At 67.8% G+C, this 16625-nt stretch carries 16 protein-coding genes; 8 read left to right on the forward strand and 8 right to left on the reverse strand.

Going from position 1 to position 16625, the window contains the following annotated elements:
• Positions 1–62: 62 nt before the first annotated feature.
• Complete coding sequence (locus CGU35_RS16915) at positions 63–1175, reverse strand: XdhC family protein (protein WP_100812630.1); 1113 nt, start codon at positions 1173–1175, stop codon at positions 63–65.
• Between the two features lie 49 nt (positions 1176–1224).
• On the opposite strand from CGU35_RS16915, the gene CGU35_RS16920 reads away from it, so the two are divergent.
• Positions 1225–1839 carry a nucleotidyltransferase family protein gene (locus CGU35_RS16920; RefSeq protein ID WP_198519629.1) on the forward strand — a complete coding sequence of 205 codons (615 nt, stop codon included), beginning with the start codon at positions 1225–1227 and terminating at the stop codon, positions 1837–1839.
• 29 nt (positions 1840–1868) lie between these two features.
• Here the strand turns inward: CGU35_RS16920 and CGU35_RS16925 are convergent, their stop codons facing one another.
• Genes CGU35_RS16925 through purS form a run of 3 tightly spaced genes read right to left on the reverse strand, consistent with a single transcriptional unit; the run spans position 1869 to position 3842 of the window.
• Positions 1869–2804, reverse strand: coding sequence for a 2-hydroxyacid dehydrogenase (locus tag CGU35_RS16925; protein WP_100812631.1), 936 nt, complete (start codon positions 2802–2804; stop codon positions 1869–1871).
• 40 nt (positions 2805–2844) lie between these two features.
• Complete coding sequence (purQ, locus tag CGU35_RS16930) at positions 2845–3552, reverse strand: phosphoribosylformylglycinamidine synthase subunit PurQ (protein WP_100812632.1); 708 nt, start codon at positions 3550–3552, stop codon at positions 2845–2847.
• The gene (gene purS, locus CGU35_RS16935) at positions 3549–3842 is read right to left on the reverse strand and encodes a phosphoribosylformylglycinamidine synthase subunit PurS (protein WP_100812633.1); all 294 of its coding nucleotides are present in this window, start codon (positions 3840–3842) and stop codon (positions 3549–3551) included. Before purS ends, purQ begins: the two co-directional genes overlap by 4 nt.
• A gap of 328 nt (positions 3843–4170) precedes the next feature.
• On the opposite strand from purS, the gene CGU35_RS16940 reads away from it, so the two are divergent.
• The 5 genes from CGU35_RS16940 to CGU35_RS16960 all read left to right on the forward strand — a co-directional run bounded on the left by CGU35_RS16940 (position 4171) and on the right by CGU35_RS16960 (position 10084).
• Positions 4171–5445, forward strand: coding sequence for an ABC transporter substrate-binding protein (locus CGU35_RS16940; RefSeq protein WP_100812634.1), 1275 nt, complete (start codon positions 4171–4173; stop codon positions 5443–5445).
• A gap of 84 nt (positions 5446–5529) precedes the next feature.
• Positions 5530–6558 carry a carbohydrate ABC transporter permease gene (locus tag CGU35_RS16945; RefSeq protein WP_374935786.1) on the forward strand — a complete coding sequence of 343 codons (1029 nt, stop codon included), beginning with the start codon at positions 5530–5532 and terminating at the stop codon, positions 6556–6558.
• Positions 6555–7472 (forward strand): carbohydrate ABC transporter permease, encoded by a 918-nt coding sequence (locus CGU35_RS16950; RefSeq protein ID WP_100812635.1) that lies wholly within the window; start codon positions 6555–6557, stop codon positions 7470–7472. Before CGU35_RS16945 ends, CGU35_RS16950 begins: the two co-directional genes overlap by 4 nt.
• Before the next feature lie 34 nt (positions 7473–7506).
• A complete protein-coding gene (locus tag CGU35_RS16955) occupies positions 7507–8964 on the forward strand; it encodes a GH1 family beta-glucosidase (protein ID WP_100812844.1) in 1458 nt (485 codons plus the stop codon).
• Between the two features lie 22 nt (positions 8965–8986).
• Positions 8987–10084: a LacI family DNA-binding transcriptional regulator gene (locus tag CGU35_RS16960; protein WP_100812636.1), complete on the forward strand. Its 1098-nt coding sequence runs from the start codon at positions 8987–8989 to the stop codon at positions 10082–10084.
• Positions 10085–10093: 9 nt separating this feature from the next.
• Here the strand turns inward: CGU35_RS16960 and CGU35_RS16965 are convergent, their stop codons facing one another.
• The 3 genes from CGU35_RS16965 to CGU35_RS16975 form a co-directional block, all read right to left on the reverse strand.
• On the reverse strand, positions 10094–10981 hold the full coding sequence (locus tag CGU35_RS16965; protein WP_100812845.1) for a VOC family protein: 888 nt from the start codon (positions 10979–10981) through the stop codon (positions 10094–10096).
• A gap of 59 nt (positions 10982–11040) precedes the next feature.
• On the reverse strand, positions 11041–11973 hold the full coding sequence (locus CGU35_RS16970) for a phosphoribosylaminoimidazolesuccinocarboxamide synthase (protein ID WP_308455399.1): 933 nt from the start codon (positions 11971–11973) through the stop codon (positions 11041–11043).
• 97 nt (positions 11974–12070) lie between these two features.
• Positions 12071–12451 carry a PH domain-containing protein gene (locus CGU35_RS16975; protein WP_100812638.1) on the reverse strand — a complete coding sequence of 127 codons (381 nt, stop codon included), beginning with the start codon at positions 12449–12451 and terminating at the stop codon, positions 12071–12073.
• A gap of 111 nt (positions 12452–12562) precedes the next feature.
• Here CGU35_RS16975 and CGU35_RS16980 point away from each other — a divergent pair, with 111 nt between their 5' ends.
• Positions 12563–14032 carry an IS1182 family transposase gene (locus CGU35_RS16980; RefSeq protein WP_036294992.1) on the forward strand — a complete coding sequence of 490 codons (1470 nt, stop codon included), beginning with the start codon at positions 12563–12565 and terminating at the stop codon, positions 14030–14032.
• A gap of 177 nt (positions 14033–14209) precedes the next feature.
• Here CGU35_RS16980 and CGU35_RS18480 read toward each other — a convergent pair whose 3' ends face one another.
• Entirely contained in the window at positions 14210–15004 is a 795-nt protein-coding gene (locus CGU35_RS18480) for an Ltp family lipoprotein (RefSeq protein WP_232711375.1), read from the reverse strand.
• Positions 15005–15351: 347 nt separating this feature from the next.
• Here CGU35_RS18480 and CGU35_RS16995 point away from each other — a divergent pair, with 347 nt between their 5' ends.
• Complete coding sequence (locus CGU35_RS16995; protein ID WP_100812639.1) at positions 15352–16623, forward strand: sensor histidine kinase; 1272 nt, start codon at positions 15352–15354, stop codon at positions 16621–16623.
• The last annotated feature ends 2 nt before the right edge of the window (positions 16624–16625 follow it).

Below are 16625 nucleotides of genomic sequence, written 5' to 3' on the forward strand. Positions count from 1 at the left end.
CGACGGTGGTCGGGAGGTCATGGTTGTTAGGACACGCAGTGCGGCGAGCGTATCACCGGCGATCACAGCGGTGAGCAGGCGGGGGCGCCGGAGGGGATGTCCGAGCTCGGGGAGTCTGCGGGGGTGCGTGCGTGGATGGGACCCGTCGCTTCCCGGAGCGGGGCCCCGGTGCCCGCGTAGCGCGAGGCGATGATCTCGGCGACAGCTGCGACGGCCGCGTCTTCGGGTGTGGAGCCGCCCAGATCCAGACCGAGCGGCGAGTGCAGCCGGGCCAGGTCGGCGTCCGGCACGCCGCGTTCGCGCAGAGCCACGGCCCGCTGCGCCACCGTGCTCCGTGCCCCCATCGCGCCGACGAAACCGACATTCATGCCGAGGGCGGTATGAAGCGCCGGGATGTCGATCCGCTCGTCGTGCGAGAGCACGCAGACGGCGGTGCGCCCATCGAACGAGCCCGGCTCCGATGCGAGCGCTGCAAGGTATTCTGCGGGTTCGGCGATGACGATGTCGGATGCGTCGGGGAACCGCTCGAACGTCGCCAGCAACGGCCACGGGTCACAGACCGTGACCGTGAAACCCGCGGCGCTCGCCACCCGACACAGCGCGGCCGCGTGCTCGCCGGCACCCACGATGATCAAACGCGCGCGCGGCGCCCGGGACAGCGCGAGCCAGGATCCATCCGCGATCCGTTCGGTTTCGGAGAGGACCGCGGCGGCGTCGAGTTCTGCTGCCACAGGCGAAGCCAGGCGTGACAGGACGGATGCGTCGGCGATGATCCCGCGGTTCTCCTCACGCAGCCCGATCGCCACGGTGACGCGCTCGTCGCGTGCGGCCCTCGCGAGCGCGCGCCGGGCGATCTCGTCCTCGGGCTGCAGGACGTAGGCGAGCACGTCGACCTCTCCGCCGCACGCGAGACCGGCCGCGTGTGCGCGTTCGTCGCTGAACCCGAACCGCGCCGCGCGCGCGATCCCATCGGCGAGGACCGCGTTGGCGAGCACGATCGCGTCTCCCTCGACGCATCCGCCGGAGATCGATCCGATCACGCCGCCCCCCGACGTGATCGCCATCGACGCACCGAGCCCGCGCGGTGCGCTCCGCGCCACCCGCGTGACCGTCACGACCGCGACCCGCTCTCCCGCCGTCGACAGGGCGAGGAGTTGCGTGGCGAGTTCGAGCATGTGCCCACGCTAATCCGCCTCTGTTACGCGCGCGCTACGCTGAGCGACCATGACCGACGCGCCCCCCGAGAACGAGCTTGCGTCGACTGCGGCGATCGGCGTGGCCGGTCTGGTGCTGGCTGGCGGCGCCGGCAGTCGTTTCGGGGGACCGAAGGCGCTCGCGACGACGCCGGATGGCACGCCCTGGATCCGCATCGCGGTCGACCTGCTGCGATCGGCCGGCTGTGAGCCCGTCTGGGTGGCGCTCGGGGCCGAGGGCGAGCGGGCCGAGGCGCTCGTGCCGCAGGGTGCCGTGATCGTGCATTCGCCCCACTGGACGAGCGGGCTCTCGGCGACGCTCGCCGTCGGACTCGCCGCCGCTCGCGAAGACGGTGCGGAGGCGCTCGTGATCATGCCGGTGGACACGCCGGATGCCTCTGCGGCCGCGGTCGCGCGCATCGTGGAAGCCGGGGGTGCCCGGCCGCGGGGGATGCTCGTGCAAGCGACCTACGCCGGTGTGCCGGGGCATCCGGTGCTCATCGGTGCCGGGCACTTCGCCCCGCTCGAGGCCGCGCTGACCGGGGATCGGGGAGCGCGAGCCTACCTCGTCGCTCACGGCGTGGTCGAGATCGAATGCGGCGACCTCTGGTCGGGTGCGGACATCGACGAGGCGCCCGCGCCCTGACGGGGCGTTCGCGCTCCTGTCCTCGCGCGTCAGGATCCGTCGATCACGACGTTCAGCGGCGGCTCGCTCCGAAGCATCCGGTCGATCTGTCGACGTACGAGCCTGGCGATGCGGGGGCGCATCGCCGCCGACAGGCCGCCCACGTGGGGCACGACGAGGATGCCGGGTGTCTCCCAGAGCGGGTGTCCGGCGGGCAGCGGCTCGGGTTCGGTCACATCGAGGGCGGCGCGGATGCGTCCGCGACCCGCGTGGGCGGCGAGAGCATCGGGATCGATGAGGGAGCCGCGGCCGACGTTGACGATGAGGGCGCCATGGGGCAGGGCGGACAGGGCCGCGTCATCGATGATGTGACGCGTCGAGTCCCCGCCCGGCAGGGTGAGGATCACGATGTCGGCGTGGGGAAGGAGGTCGGCGAGTTCGTCCACGCCGTGGATGTGGACCCCGTCTTCGTCCCGGGCGCGTGACGCGACGCGGACGAGCTCGATCTCGAACGGCGCGAGGCGCTCGGCGACGGCCTTGCCGACGCCCCCGTAGCCGAGCAGCAGCACGCGTCGGTCCGCCAGCCCCGGGCTCCATTCGGGCCGCCACGCGCCGTCGTCCTGCGCGCGGACGAACTCGGGGAGGTGCCGCTGCGCCGCGAGCGCCAGCGTCACCGCGAGCTCGGAGGTCGCGGTCTCGTGCACCGAGGATGCGTTCGCGAAGACCCGCCCGGCCGGCAGGCGATCGGCGACGCCGTCGTAACCGATGGATTGTCCCTGCAGGATCCCGGTCTCGACGCCCTCCAGGCGCGCGAAACGGGACGCCCCCGACATGTAGGGGACCACGAGGATATCGATTCGCGCGCGCGGCGCGGGATCCTCCATCGTCCAGACGATCGCCTCGACACCGGCGGGGAGCTCGCCCAGGTCTTCGAGAGCCTCGGGGGACGGTACGGTGACGGTCAGCTGCGGCGTCGAGGCATCCATGATTCGACGTTACCGCGGCGCGTCCGCGTGCCGGCGGGGATCAGGCGTGAGCGAGGACCGCGGTGATCGCGCTCGCGAAGAACACGCGGCCGTCCTCGCCCGACCGCATCGCGGCGGGGGTGTCGGGTCCGAAGCCGGGCTCGACGGCGTGCTCGGGGTGCGGCATCAGCCCCACGACGTTTCCTCGGGCGTTCGTCACGCCCGCGATGTCGCGCAGGGATCCGTTGGGGTTCACGCCGACGTAGCGGAACGCGACCTGCCCCTCGCCCTCGATGCGGTCCAGCGTCTCGTCGTCGGCGATGTATCCGCCGTCGCCGTTCTTGAGCGGGATCACGATCTCCTGCCCGGCGTCGAAGCCGCTCGTCCAGGCCGTGTCCGCGTTCTCGACGCGCAACCGCTGGTCGCGACGGATGAACTGCTGGTGGGCATTGCGGATGAGCCCGCCCGGCAGAAGATGAGCCTCGACCAGCATCTGGAAGCCGTTGCAGATGCCCAGAACGGGCATCCCCTTCTCCGCGGCGTCCCGGATGTCGGACATGATCGGCGCGTGGGCGGCGATCGCGCCGGCGCGCAGGTAGTCGCCGTAGCTGAAGCCGCCGGGCAGGACGAGCGCGTCGACCCCGTTCAGGTCGTGATCGCCGTGCCAGAGGGCGACGGGTTCCGCGCCGGCGATACGGACCGCGCGGCGCGCATCGACGTCGTCGAGAGACCCGGGGAACGTGACGACGCCGATGCGTGGGCGGCTCACTCGGCCACCGTGCTTCCGACGACCGTGCTTCCGGCGACCGTGCCGTCGACGACCGTGATCTCGACGACGTCCTCGATGACCGAGTTCGAGAGGATCTCGTCCGCGACACGACGGGCGCTCGCGAGAACATCTTCCGTCACGTCGCCGTCCACGGTGAGTTCGAACCGCTTGCCCATGCGGACGGCGCTGAAGTCGGTGACACCGAGGCGCGAGAGCGCGCCCGTGACGGCCTTTCCCTGCGGATCGAGAAGCTCAGCCTTGGGCATGACGTCGACGACGATGGTGGGCATGTGAGAGCTCCGGCTGTCGGGGGCGGGGTGCCCGTCCAGTCTACGGCCGACAGCTGTCGGGGTCCGTGTCGACGTCAGTGGCACCTGCAGCGGGGTGTGATTCGACGGGTCCTGCGCGCTCGCACGCTGCGCTGAGGGGGCGCATCCGGTCGCTCGACGTCCGTGATAAAAATGTGATCTTCATATGGGAGCGCTCTCTTGAATACGTGGGATCGCTCCCATAACGTGTCATCACCGAATGGGAGCGATCCCACGGACACACATGGCGGCGGGAACGAGCCCGGCGTCACGCCTGCAATACACAACGACCCATCACGAAGGAGTGACAGTGAATTCACGCGCCATGCGCCGGAGTGCCGCAATCGTCGCCGCATTTTCCGCTTCCGCAATCGTTCTCGCCGGTTGTGCCGGTGGAGGGAGTGGCTCGCCGTCGGGAGACTCGGACGGCAAGACCACGCTCACGATCGCCACGTTCAACAACTTCGGGTACACGGATGCACTCCTGCAGGAGTACATGGATGAGAACCCCGACATCAAGATCGTGCACAACAAGGCCGCCGAGTCCGGCGACGCTCGCGCCAACTACTTCCAGAAGCTCGGCAAAGAGGGCCTCGCCGACATCGAGGCCGTCGAGATCGACTGGTTCGCCGAGGCCATGCAGTACTCGGATTTGCTCGCCGAGGTGCCGGACAGCGCGAAGGGGCGCTGGCTGGACTGGAAGGAAGCGGGCGCGACGGACGGCGAGGGACGACTCGTCGGCTTCGGCACCGACATCGGCCCGCAGTCCATCTGCTACCGCGCCGACCTCTTCGGGGCCGCCGGACTGCCGACGGATCGCGCCGAGGTCGCCGCGCTCTTCGAGGGCGACTGGAACCACTTCCTCGACATCGCGGACCAGTACAAGGCCGCGACCGGCAAGCCGATGATCGACTCGGCCAACTCGGTGCTGCAGGGCATCGTCAACCAGATGGAGTACACGTACGACGAGCCCGACGGCACTGTCATCGCGACGACCAACCCCGACATCGCCGATGCCTACGAGCTCGTGGTCGACCGGGCCATCCCGAATGCCGCGTACGCCGGCCAGTGGAGCGATGACTGGAACGCCTCGATGACCAACGGCGAGTTCGCCGCGATGCTCTGCCCGGGCTGGATGCTCGGCATCATCTCCGGCAATGCCCCCGACGTCACGGGATGGGATGTCGCGGACGTCTTCCCCGGCGGCGGAGGCAACTGGGGCGGTTCGTACCTGACGGTGCCCGCGAACGGGGCCAACGTCGACGCGGCGCTCGCGCTGGCCGACTGGCTGACCGCGCCCGAGCAGCAGCTGAAGGCGTTCGTCGAAGCCGGCACGTTCCCGAGCCAGGTCGAGGCGTACACGAACCCCGAGCTGACGGACTTCGTCAACCCGTACTTCAACGATGCACCGACCGGCGAGATCGGCGCCAACCGCGCCGAGGCCGTGACGGTCGCCCCCTACAAGAGCGCGAGCTACTTCAAGTACCACGACGCTCTCCAGAACGCGGTCACTCGAGTCTTCGACGGTGTCGAAGACAAGAGCACCTCGTGGAACACCTGGGTCACCGAGGTCGACGCCTTCTAACGACCGGACGGGGGTGGGGCGTGCTTGCTGGATAGCTCGCCCCACCCCCTGACCGCTCTTCGACCTCACCGATACGGAGCCCCCGTGACCGCGACCGAAGCTCGCCCCGTCATCTCGTCTCAGGACTCATCCCCGCCGCCCGTCGGGCGGCCTCGCTCGGTCCTGTCGTTCAGGAACCGGCTGAGCCGGTGGGACCTGAAGCTCTCGCCCTACCTCTACATCTCGCCGTTCTTCATCATGTTCGCGATCGTGGGGCTCTTTCCCATCGCGTTCACGGCCGTCATCTCGTTGCAGGAGTGGGACCTGGTCCGCAACTCCGGCACGTTCGTCGGCCTGGAGCAGTACGTGTGGATCCTCAACGATCCGAAATTCTGGACTGCGCTGCGCAACACGTTCAGCATCTTCGTGCTGTCGTCCGTGCCCCAGTTGATCCTGGCGTTGTTCATCGCCGCGATGCTGGACCGCAACATCCGTGCGAAGACGTTCTGGCGGATGAGTGTGCTGCTGCCTTTCGTGATGGCGCCGGTCGCCGTCGCCCTGATCTTCAGCAACATGTTCGGCGACAACCACGGCCTCGTGAACAACGTCCTCAGCGACCTGGGGATCAGCCCCATACCGTGGCACAAGGACCCCTTCTGGAGCCACATCGCGATCGCCACGATGGTGAACTTCCGCTGGACCGGCTACAACGCCCTGATCCTGCTCGCGGCAATGCAGGCGGTGCCCCGCGAGTACTACGAGGCGGCGACGGTCGATGGAGCCAACGCCTTCCGTCAGTTCATCAGCATCACCCTGCCGTCCCTGCGCCCCACGCTCATCTTCGTGATCATCACCTCGACGATCGGCGGACTGCAGATCTTCGACGAGCCGCGCATGTTCGACAACACCGGCGAGGGCGGAGCCGCCCAGCAGTGGCTCACGATCACGCTGTACCTCTACAACATCGGCTGGGGCGAGTTCAACTTCGGCCGCGCCGCGGCGCTCGCCTGGATCCTGTTCGCCATCATCCTGGCGATCGGTCTCATCAACCTGTTCATCACCCGGCGCCTAGTGCGCGACGAGGGCGGGCGCGGCGAGATCGTCCGTCGCCGCCGGAAGGGAGCTCAGCGATGACCTCCATCAGCAATCCGCCCCTCGCGATCGTCGAGGAGGGGATCCCGAACGCCAAGGCGCGGCGCCGCGGCGAGCGTGTGACGAAGATCCGCGGCGTCCGCGCCGGCATCTGGGTCTACATCGGCCTGGGAGTCGTCGCCGTGGCGGCCATCTTCCCCTATTACTGGTCGTTCCTCATCGGGTCCGGAACCGCATCCACGATCAACGACCCCAACATGTCGTGGATCCCGGGCGGCAACTTCATCGCCAACGCGCTGTCGGTGGTCGGCGATCCGGCCGTCAACTTCTGGTTGGCGCTCTGGAACTCCATCTTCAGCTCGACCGTGATCGCCGCGTCCGTCGTGATGTTCTCGACGCTGGCCGGCTGGGCGTTCGCGAAACTCCGCTTCCGCGGGGGAAAGTGGCTCCTCGCTTTCGTGGTGGCGACCATGGCCGTTCCGATGCAGCTGGGTGTCGTCCCGCTGTACATCCTGTTCGCCGACCTCGGCTGGACGGGGACCATCGGTGCGGTCATCGTGCCCGCGCTGACGAGCGCGTTCGGTGTGTTCTGGATGACGCAGTACCTCAATCAGGCGGTACCCGACGAGCTGATCGAGGCAGCGCGGGTGGATGGGGCATCCATGCTCCGCACCTTCTGGACCATCGGCGTGGTCGCCGCGCGTCCGGCGGCCGCCATGCTCTTTCTCTTCACCTTCGTCGGCGCGTGGAACAACTTCTTCTGGCCGTTCATCGTGCTGGACCGTCAGAGCCCCACACTGCCCGTGGCCCTGTCGTTGCTCCAGTCCAACTACTTCGTCGACTATTCGATCGTGCTCGCGGGTGTTCTGCTGGCGACGGTGCCCCTGATCTTGCTGTTCGCTTTCGCGGGTCGACAGCTCGTCAGCGGCATCATGGCCGGAGCAGTGAAGGGTTAGCATGAGCACCGACATCAGGAAGGCCCCCTCTCGCATGCCTGCAAGGACCGCGCGATCATTTCCCTCCGAGTTCCTCTTCGGAGCGGCCACTGCCGCTTTCCAGATAGAAGGCGCGGCGCACGAGGGTGGGCGCCGCGATTCGATCTGGGATGCCTTCTCGCGCGTGCCCGGCGCGGTGATCAACGGTGACAACGGCGACGTCGCGTGCGACCACTACCACCTGTACCGCGACGATGTGGCGCTCATGAAGTCGATGGGTCTGCAGACCTATCGGTTTTCGACGTCCTGGTCGCGCGTCCGTCCGGACGGGGGAGCGCTGAACCCCGAGGGCGTGGACTTCTACGAGCGACTCGTCGACGAATTGCTGGCCGCCGACATCCTGCCGTGGCTGACGCTCTACCACTGGGATCTTCCTCAGGCGCTCCAGGAGCGCGGCGGATGGACGAACCGCGATACGGCCGATCGGTTCACCGAATACGCGCTCGACATGCACGATGCGCTCGGCGATCGCGTGAACGTGTGGACCACGCTGAACGAACCGTGGTGTTCGTCGTTCCTCAGCTACACGGCGGGGATCCACGCCCCCGGCCACTACAGCAAGACCGAGGGCATGCTGGCGGCCCACCACCTGCTGCTCGGCCACGGTCAGACCGTGCGCGAGCTGCGGGGACGCGACGCATCCCTGAACCTGGGGGTCACCCTCAACCTCACGGTCGCCGACCCCGTGAACCCCGCCGACCCGGCCGACCTCGATGCCGCACGCCGGATCGACGGCCAGTTCAACCGCTGGTTCCTCGACCCGATCTTCCGGGGCGCCTACCCCGAGGACATCTTCGACGAGATCGCGGACGACGAACTGCGCGCAGCGATCCTTCCGGGTGATCTCGACACGATCTCGACCCACATCGACACGCTCGGCGTGAACTACTACCACGGTGAACTGGTCGGCGGTCACCGTCCGGAGTTCCCGCCGAAGCCGGGGGATGCCCCGACCGATCGCCGCAGCGACTCTCCTTTCCCCTCGTCCGAAGACATCTACTGGCACGAGCGCGGGCTCCCGCGCACGCCGATGAACTGGGAGGTCCAGCCCGAGGGGCTGACGCGCCTGCTCGTCCGTGTGTCGGAGGAATACGCCGAGCCGGCCGGGACGTCCCTGTTCGTGACCGAGAACGGCGCGGCCTACGACGACCATGCCGTGCTGGAGGACGGCGTGGTGCGCGTGCACGACGACGAGCGGGTCGACTTCGTGCGCGCACACCTGGGCGCGACGCTCGACGCGATCCAGGCGGGTGTCGACGTGCGCGGATACTTCTACTGGTCGCTGCTCGACAACTTCGAGTGGGCCTGGGGCTACGAGAAACGGTTCGGCATCGTGCGGGTCGACTACGACACCCAGGTGCGGTCCATCAAGGACAGCGGCCGGGAGTACTCTCGGATCATCGCGAAGCGGACGCTCGATGATGACAGGGAGCCAGCCGACGCGGTCGAGTAGGTCCCGCGAAGGAAGGCACGACATGGTCGACATCGGGACTCGCCCTGCCAACGAGCCTCGTTCCGCCGACGGGACCCGCTCTGCCAGTGGAACTCGCTCCGCGAATGGAACCGTCACGATCGAAGAGGTCGCGGCTGTAGCCGGTGTCTCGAGATCGACCGTATCGCGTGTCGTGAACGGCTCGACGTCGGTCAGTCCGGCGGCGCTCGAGGCGGTGAATCGTGCCATCTCCGACCTGAACTACGTGCCCAACCGCGCCGCTCGGTCGCTCGCGACGCGGCAGACCCATGCGATCGCGCTGGTCGTTCCCGAAGAGACGACCCGATTCTTCGGCGACCCCTTCTTCGCGGCGATCGTTTCGGGCATCAACTCCCGCATCAACAGGTCCGACTACGTGCTGAACCTGTTCATCGCCAGCGACGATCCGGGAGACAAGACGACCAGCTATCTGCGCAGCGGCAGCGTCGACGGGGCGATCATCGTGTCGCACCATACGAGCGACACCTTCATCGACCGCATCGCCGCGGCCGTGCCGGTGGTCTTCGGCGGACGGCCCGTGCGCGCCCGGGAGCGCGACTACTACGTCGATGTCGACAATGTGCGTGGCGGGCGGGAGGTCGCCGAGTTCCTCATCGGGCGGGGGTACCGCAGGATCGCCATGATCGGCGGTCCTTTGACGATGCCTGCAGGTGTCGACCGGCTCGAGGGGTTTCGTCAAGCGCTCGACGCGGCAGGGCTCGAACCCGGGCGCATCGAGGACGGAAACTTCACGGCGGATGGGGGAGCGCTCGCGATGGAGCGGATTCTCGCCGCGCCCGAACGCCCCGAGGCGCTGTTCATCGCGAGCGACCTGATGGCGCGTGGTGCGCTCGCGATTCTGGCGCGGGCAGGCATCCGGGTTCCCGAGGACATGGCGATCGTCGGCTTCGACGACTCACCGGTGGCGACGTCGGTATCGCCCCAGCTCACGACCATGCGCCAGCCGTCGTTCACGCAGGGGGAACGGATGGCCGACGTGCTGCTGGATCTGCTCGCCGACCGCGACCCGCCACGCGTAACCGTGCTCAACACCGAACTCGTGGTCCGCGACTCGGTGCTTCCGGCGGCACCCGCCCGCTGAGACCCGGTCTCAGGTCTCCGCAACGGTGGCGTGAAGTGCGTTGCCCCAGGGGTCCTCGAAACTGATCGTCCGTCCGTCGTCGCGCACGGGTGTCGCGTAGTGGTCCAGCCGCTGCGTGAGCTCGCCCAGCGCGTCCGCGTGGGGGAGGGACAGGTCGATACGGCCGAGGCCCAGCGCGGGACCGCGCCGGCCTGCGCCCCTCGACCCCCACACGTTCATCGCCATGTGGTGGTGGTATCCGCCTGCGCTGACGAACAGCGCCTGATCGCCGAGGCGGATCGTGGTGTCGAAGCCCAGCCGGTCGACGTAGAACTCCTGTGCGGTGTCCACGTCGCCGACGGAGAGGTGGACGTGCCCGACGCTCGCCGGGTCTCCCGCTGTCGAGCCGGCGAGCGCGTCCTCGGTCAGGTGGGCGCGCAGGAACTCGTTCGGGTCGAGCGCGAGTGTCGCCATCTCGATCTGTCCGTGCACCCACGACCACTCGGTGCGCGCGCGGTCCCAGTACAGCTCGACGCCGTTCCCCTCCGGGTCGGTGAGGTAGAACGCCTTGCTGACGATGTGATCGGCGCTGCCGGTGAACGTGCCGGGGGCGTTGCGCGCCACGCTGTAGAGCGACGCGGCGAGTGCTGACTGCGACTCGAACAGGATCGCCACGTGGTACAGCCCCGCGGATCGCGGGGGCGCGGCGCGCAGCCCGGGAGAGTGCTGCAGCACGAGGATCTCGTGACCCGCGCGGCCGAGCGTGACCTCGTCGCCCTCGGCTCGGAGCACCTGGAGTGTGATCACATCGCGGTAGAACCGCGTCATCGCGTCGAGGTCGCCGACCCGAAGGGTGACCGGCCCCATCGCGGTGTCCGCGGCGATGCGACTCGGTCGAGCGCCGGATTTCGTATTCATGTGAATATGCAACGGATGGTCCGTCTCGCGCATTCCCCGCGTGCCGCGACGTCCAGCGCCTAGCGTCCGCCGGTCAGGCGATCGAGCAGCTCGCGGTAGCGGTCGGCCGTGCGCACGACGATCTCGTCGGGGAGCTCCGGGGGTTCGCCCGTCCGGTCCCAGTTCGCCGCGAGCCAGTCGCGCACGATCTGCTTGTCGAAGCTCGCCATCCGCTCGTTCGGGGTGCCCCCGCGCGCCCACGCTTCGGCATCCCAGTAGCGCGACGAGTCGCTCGTGAGGACTTCGTCCGCGAGGCGCAGCACGCCCTCGGCGTCGGTGCCGAACTCGAACTTCGTGTCGGCGAGGATCAGACCGTGCGCGGCGGCGCGGCGGGCGGCGCGCTCGTAGATCTCGAGCGAGGCGTCGCGGAGCGCCGTGGCCGAGTCCTCGCCGACCAGTTCAATCGTGCGCTCGAAGCTGATGTTCTCGTCGTGTTCACCGAGTTCGGCCTTGAACGCCGGTGTGAAGATCGGCTCGGGCAGGCGATCGCCGTTCTGGAGACCTGAAGGCAGGGGGATGCCGCAGACGGTGCCGGCCTCGCGATACTCCGCCCACCCCGACCCCGTCAGGTATCCGCGGACGACGCACTCGATCGGCAGCATGTCGAGTCGGCGTACGAGCATGGCGCGTCCCGCGACCGCGGCCGGGATGAGGCGCACCGGCTCGTCGTCGTCCGAGAGCGCCGTGTCGGGGGCGAGGTGGTTCGGCACCGCGGGGCCGCCGTCGCCGCCCGCGAGCAGGTCGAACCACCACAGGCTCAGCGTCGTCAGCAGCTCGCCCTTCTCCGGGATGCCCGGTGACAGGACGTGGTCGAAAGCGCTGACGCGGTCGGATGCGACCACCAGCATCCGCTCTGCGCTTGCACCCTCGGGGGTGTCCGCCGGGACGTAGAGGTCCCGCACCTTTCCGGAGTAGACGTGGCGCCAGCCGGGAAGATCGGAGGTGGGGGTCACCCGACCATTATCCCGTGGACGCGGTGTCCGGAGTGGGTGAACCCGCGGTCCCTCGCTGGCGAGCATGCCGCCGCGGTCGCGCCCACCCGCGTTTGTGTCAGGACCGACCGCCGCTGCTGAGGACCGCCCACGCGATGAGGCTGTCGATGCGGCGCACGTCTGCCCCCCGGGCCAGCTTGATCTTGATATGACCCGCCCGCGTCCATAACTCGACTTCGGAATTCAGATCGAGGGTGCCTGCGTTCTCTGACGACCACATATTTATCGCGCCATACGGCAGCGAGTAGATCTCGACCTTCTTGCCGGTGATGCCCTGCGCATCACGGACGATCAATCGCCTCGTCGTGAAGGTAGCTGAATCGCGGAATGTCTTGAATGAGGCCACTGCCTCCTCCCCCTGCACGAGCAGGGGGAGGACATCGGCAGGCACGGGGATCTCTTGCTGGAGAGTCCATGTCAGCATCGCCCCAGGCTCCATAGACGGTCCTTCCTTCGTGCTTCGACGGAACTAGGTGCGTGGGTCAGATCCTTCCGTTAACGCGCCGGGGTGAATCCGGTGGATAGCGCGGGGTGCTGGGAGAATCGATTCATGACGGTGACTGCCAGCCTGGAGGGTCTGTTCGAGGTCGAGCCGGGTGAGGCGCGGGCGCCGGGATCGGCTGCACCGGCGGGTGCGGGCAAGACGTTCCGTGGGTATGACCAGGGGCAGTGTTTCCTGCTCCCGCCGAGTCTGGATGACTGGCTGGACGAGGATGATGAGGCCCGGTTCATCTCCGAGGTCGTCGAAGAGCTCTTGGATCTGACGCCGGTCTACGCGTCGTACGCGTCCGCCTCGGGTGCGCCTCCGTATGACCCGCGGATGATGTTGAAGCTGCTGCTGTTCGCGTACGCGACGGGCGTGACCTCGTCTCGTGAGTTGGAGCGGCGCTGCAAGCGCGATATCGCCTTCCGGTGGCTGTCGGGCAACCAGGCGCCCGACTACCGGTCGCTGGCCCGGTTTCGTCGGCGTCACCTGGATGCCCTGCCGGGGTTGTTCCTGCAGGTGCTGCGGGTCTGCGCGGAGGCGGGGCTGGTGCGGTTGGGGCGGGTCGCGCTGGATGGCACGAAGCTGGCTGCGAACGCGTCGCGGCATAAGGCGATGAGCTATGACCGGATCGTGCCGAAGATCGATCAGCTCCAAGCCGAGGTCGCTGCGCTGCTCGCCGAGGCGGAGGCGGTCGATGAGGCCGAGGATCAGCAGTTCGGCCAGGACCGGCGCGGGGACGAGGTCGCCCCGGAGCTGGCCCGCCGTGAGGGGCGCCTGGCAAAACTACGTGCCGCGAAGGACGCGATCGAGGCCGACGCCGCCGAGAAGGCGGCAGCCGTGGCGCGGAAGAAGGCCGACGCCGCCGGTCAGCCCCCTGAGCAGGCCGACGCGGCCGTCGCGACTGCGGTGGACACGGCGGCGCCGAAGCCGAAAGCGCAACGCAATTTCACCGATCCTGAGGCGCGGATGATGAAGACGGTCCGCGGCTTCGATTACGCGTTCAACGCGCAGGCCGTTGTCGATGAGGGCCACCAGATCGTGTTGAGCGCCGAGGTCACCCAGCAGGCCACCGATATCCAGCAGTTCGTCCCGATGGCCGAGCAGACCCTACGGAACCTCGACGCGGCAGGAATCGAGCGTTCCCCAGAGGTCGTCCTCGCTGACGCGGGCTACTGCTCGGAAGCCAACCTCGAAGCCGCCGACGATCTGGACGCACAGGTGTTGATCGCGACGGGACGGCAACGTCACGGCGAGAGCTTCCCTACCGCCGGCGCCCCGGACCCGGCCCCAGAGGACGCGAGCCGGCGGGAGCGGATGGCGCACGCGCTGCGCACCGAGCAGGGCCGCACCGACTACGCGCGCCGCAAAGCCATCGTTGAACCCGCGTTCGGGCAGATGAAGACCCGGCAAAACGCCGGACAGCTCCGGCTACGCGGACTCGCCGGCGCCCAAGGCGAATGGCTACTCCACACGATCTGCCACAACCTCCGCAAGCTCCGCGTCGCTACAGCCGCCGGGCTGGCGCCCGCATAGGCCTCCCCAGGGGTCCCTGGGCGTCACAGCACGCACCGACAGTCGCCACGAGCCCCTCGCCGTGCGATCCCGCACGCTCTCACACCGCAACGGCCCGCCCGTTCCCGTTCGCGACCGTCAGCGCGCGATGCCAGAGTCAACGCCGCGCGCCACGCCACCCGATTCTGACCCGCGCACCTAGTAGCCGACCGCGGCGAGGCCCGCGCCGATCTGCTCGGGGGTGAACCCTTCGTATTCAAGCTGGTCATAGAGCCCGTCGCGGGAGAAAGCCGTCATGTCCATGTAGCTCTTCGCCTTCTCTGCCGCCTCGGCGTTCCAGTCTGCCCCTACGTTGTCGGCTGCGAATGCGGCGTCTTCCGGCGAGAACCCTTCGTACTCGAGCTGCGAGATCAGACCCGAGCGCGAGAACCCGCTGAAGTCGAGGTAGTTCTTCGCCTTCTTTATAGCGTTCTCCTGTGCGACGGTCAGAACAGGCTTCGGCGCCTCCGCCGTAACCGGGATCTCGGCGCTTGCGTCAGCCTTGCTGCCCGCCGCGATGCTCTGCGAGACGACGGTCCAGTCGTCGCCCGTTCCTTCGGGGACGACGAGGATGAAGCCGGCTTCCTCTGCGCTAGTCCGCGCCTCGGCGACAGTCTTGCCTGTGAGCGTTGGTATTGCTGCGCGAGTATCAGCCGGTGCGGAACTCTCGTCCGCCTGCTCGAGGGCGGACGACGTTGCGGGAACGGGGCTTTGCGAGGTTGCACCGTTCGCGATGTTGCCGATCAGTCCGATGAGGAACACGGCTCCAGTCACGCTCCATGCGATGATCGGCTCCTTCCCACGCCCACGTACTTTGCGGCCTTCCCTGTCGGTCGCATTCCCGGTGAGGGTGATGATCAGGTCGATGAGATACCAGATGCCTAGTCCGCCGAGTGTTACGAGCTTCGCGATGCCCGTGCCGACCTTGCCGAGGTAGAAGCGATCAACGCCCAAGATGCCTAGGAGCCATGAGAGCAACCAGGTCGCGATGAAGGACTTGTCGCTCGCGGACGCTACACCCGAGGGTGGCGGTGTCGCTAGCGCGGGCGGTGGCGGATAGCCCCCGGGCGCCGTAGGGCCGCCTGTCGGCGGGAGCTGGGGCGCGGAGGGCGGCGGTGTGTTGTCGAAAGACATGAGTGATCCTCATCCTGGGTAACCGACGAAGGGCCCGTAGGTGAACGGTGCATGCGAACGGTAGGTCGCAGGCCCCAGTATGACGGGACGTGCGCGCCGGTCACCTCCCTCCTTCGGCCACTGTGTCCTGGTCGATCGCCCAGTCAAATGGACGCAGACGACGGAAGATGACCGCGGCCGCCCGTGCCTATGCTCAACCCATGACGATTGTCGCGAGCCACGAGGGTCGTCGATGGGCGCTCTTCAAGCGGCGATCACGGTCTACGGCGATCTTCGTTATCGGGTTGCTGCTGGACATGGTCTGCGTCATGAACGTCCCGGGCTCGGCCGAGTTCTTACCTGCGTCAGAATCGAGCCCGAAGCTCACCACGCAGGGAACTCTCCTGGTACTCCTGGCCGCCGCTTGCTGGGCCACCGTGTTCTACCGCGACAGGGCGCCTATTGTCGTGGCGATTGCCGGTGGCATCCTCCTGATGGTCGGCACGTCGTACGTGCTCGCCTTGATCGGCGCCTACCGACTTCTCCTGCGCTACCCGCAGCGCACAGTTCTGATTTCCACGGTCACCACGCTTGCCGTGGCGTTCTTCGTCGGCCGCGAGATGCTCACCGGGTGGGGGCATGCTTTCCCTTGGTTGCTCGCACGCGATGGAGTCGGCAACGATCCGAAGTGGGGCATTACGTCCATGACGGTCGCAGTGTTTTCACTCGGCGTGACGGCCGCGCTCGTGGCCTACCGGCGTGCGCGGGTAGAGGCGTCCCTCAGCCGCGTCCGGGTCGAGCAGCTGCACGAGCGCGCGGATGCGCTTGGCGAGCAGCTCGCTCGCCAATCGGAGCGCGAGCGTATCGCGCGTGACCTTCACGACGCGCTGGGGCACCGGTTATCGTCCATGGCGCTTGCTGCTGGGGCGTTCGAGTCACAGGCTGCGGGGGCGCCAATCGACCCTGCACTTGCTGAGTGGGCGCGACTTGTGCGCCGACAAGCTCATGCAGCGTTGGAGGACGTACGTGGAGTCGTGGGGGGACTGCGTCTCGAACAGGGCGAGACGTTCGCTCGGCCCGTCTCTATGCGGATGGTGGGTCAGCTGCTTGCTGACCTCCGCAGCGCAGGACAGCAGATCGAAGCCTATGTCGTCGTCGAGAGCATCGAGAGAGTAGATCCTCTGCGCGACGCGGCCGCTTTCCGCGTGCTCCAGGAGGCGCTGACGAACGCGATGAAGCATGCGACGGGTTCCACGATCTCGGTGACGGTGGATGCTGCGCCCGAGCGCGGCATCCGCGTGCGCGTTATCAACGCACTCGTTCTGTCGACGTCACATTCGTCGAGCGGACGCGTCGGCATTGCGGGAATTCGCGAGCGTGCGGCGGCCGTCGGGGGTACCGCATGGATAGGCCCGCACGAGGGCCACTTCCTCGTCGACGTTAGCCTCCCATGGCAGTGATC

The sequence above is a fragment of the Microbacterium sp. BR1 genome (assembly GCF_002812725.1).
In the GTDB taxonomy this organism is placed as follows: domain Bacteria; phylum Actinomycetota; class Actinomycetes; order Actinomycetales; family Microbacteriaceae; genus Microbacterium.